At 68.6% G+C, this 1,827-nt stretch carries 3 protein-coding genes; 2 read left to right on the top strand and 1 reads right to left on the bottom strand.

The genetic code is table 11. The features are described from left to right. The first annotated feature begins 181 nt into the window (after nucleotides 1–181). Nucleotides 182–754, top strand: a complete 573-nt coding sequence (locus ACWELQ_RS45065) for a TetR/AcrR family transcriptional regulator (RefSeq protein WP_452403085.1) — start codon at nucleotides 182–184, stop codon at nucleotides 752–754. Nucleotides 755–757: 3 nt separating this feature from the next. Here ACWELQ_RS45065 and ACWELQ_RS45060 read toward each other — a convergent pair whose 3' ends face one another. Further along, complete coding sequence (locus ACWELQ_RS45060) at nucleotides 758–1,159, bottom strand: winged helix-turn-helix transcriptional regulator (RefSeq protein WP_452403084.1); 402 nt, start codon at nucleotides 1,157–1,159, stop codon at nucleotides 758–760. Between the two features lie 111 nt (nucleotides 1,160–1,270). Here ACWELQ_RS45060 and ACWELQ_RS45055 point away from each other — a divergent pair. Continuing rightward, nucleotides 1,271–1,827 (top strand): alcohol dehydrogenase catalytic domain-containing protein (locus ACWELQ_RS45055; protein ID WP_452403083.1); only part of this gene is annotated, 557 nt, incomplete at its 3' end.

Raw genomic sequence — 1,827 nt, 5'->3', positions numbered from 1 at the left:
CTGCGGCCGCGGCGTGGGCACCTCGCCCGGGACGAGGACGTCGGGGCCACCGGTAGCGGTCAATAGGATTGCTTGCACTGAAGACACCTCATAAGTTGACTGACGGTCAAGTTTGGCACTGCCGAACATATTGACCGCCGGTCAAGTTGTCAATGCTCGAACCGCACACGAAAGTGGTGACATGGACCGGCCCAAGGAACGCGCCGACGCAGCCCGCAACCGGCAGGCAATCCTGACCGCAGCGCGCACGCTGTTCGCCGAGGAGGGGGCCGAGGCGGCCACGATGGACCGCATCGCCGCCGTGGCCGGGGTCGCGAAAGGCACGCTGTTCCACCGCTTCGGCAATCGCGCCGGTCTGCTGTACGAACTCGTCTCCGAGGGCGCGCGCGGCCTGATGGAGGCGGTGCAATCGGGCCCGCCCCCGCTCGGCCCCGGCGCTCCGGCGGGGGAACGACTACTGGCCTACTTCGAGGCGATGACCCGCCTCATCGCTGACGACATCGAACTGAACGTCGCCTACCAGGCGCTGCCGCCGCACCCCGAACGCGAAGAGTTCCACACCTTCTGGGCGACCCACATCAGCGCCTTGCTCCATGAAGTCCGCCCTGACCTCGACGCGGAGGTCGTGGGCGCACTGCTCCTCGCGCCGCTGGGCGGCGAGATGGTCCCCTACCTGGTGCGCGCCGGGCAGAAGGACCGACTCCTCGAAGCTGTCCGGCAGTTGGTCCAATCCGTGCTCAACCAGCCCGCCTGAGCCTCAGTTCGCGGTGCGGTCGTAGGTTTCGCGGGCAGCCAGGACGTCTTCGATATAGGTTTCCGCCCAGCCTTTGATCGCCTGCATGACCGGGAGGAGGCTGCGGCCGAGCGCGGTGAGCTCGTAGTCGACGCGGACCGGGACCGAGGCGGTGACCGTGCGGGTGATCAGGCCGTCGCGTTCCATGGCGCGCAGGGTTTGGGTGAGCATCTTCTGGCTCACGCCGGTGACGATCCGCGACAGGTCCGAGTAGCGGCGGGGGCCGTCGGCGAGGGCGTTGAGCAGCAGGCTCACCCATTTGTCGCTGATGCGGTCGAGCAGCTGCCGGGTCGGGCATTCCTGGATGTAGGCGTCGTAGACGCGGCGGGCCTCGTCGCGCCGCTGGGCGGCGGTCTTGGTCGCCATGGCTCTCCCTCGCGTACGGTACGCACTCCGAGGTACGTACTTCCCGTTGGAGAGTAGCACTCCGTAGGTTTGCTCCTGGAAGCGAAAGCCTTGGAGCAGAGGATTTTTCAGATGCGCGCAGTCGTGATTCGGTCGTTCGGCGGACCCGAGGTGCTGGAGCTCGCCGAGGTCCCGGTGCCGGTGCCCGGCCCGGGACAGCTGCGGATTCGGGTGGCCGCGGCCGCGGTGAATCCGGTGGATCTGCATACCCGTTCGGGCGGGTTGGCGCAGGCGGGGCTGATGGTGGCCCGGGAGGTGATCGGCCTCGGCTGGGATGTGGCCGGGACCGTCGACGAGATCGGTTCCGGTGTCGAGGAATTCACGCTCGGCCAGCAGGTCTACGGGCTGTCGGACCGGTTGGACGTGCCGTTGGGCACGCAGGCGCAGTACGCGGTCCTGGACGCCGCGGCAACGGCTCCGGCGCCGCGTACCGTGTCCGCGATCGAGGCGGCGAGCCTGCCGCTGAACGCGCTGACCGCCGCCCAGTCTCTCGACCTGCTCACCTTGTCGCCGGACGAGACCGTGCTGATCACCGGTGCGGCCGGTGCGGTAGGTGGTTTCGCGGTGGAACTGGCGGTGGCGCGGGGACATCGGGTGGTGGCGGCCGCCGCGGCCGAGGAAGAGCCCTT

Source organism: Nocardia sp. NPDC004722 (assembly GCF_053601505.1).
The sequence above is the reverse complement of the archived record's forward strand: the minus strand, read 5'-3'. Positions and strand labels throughout refer to the sequence as shown.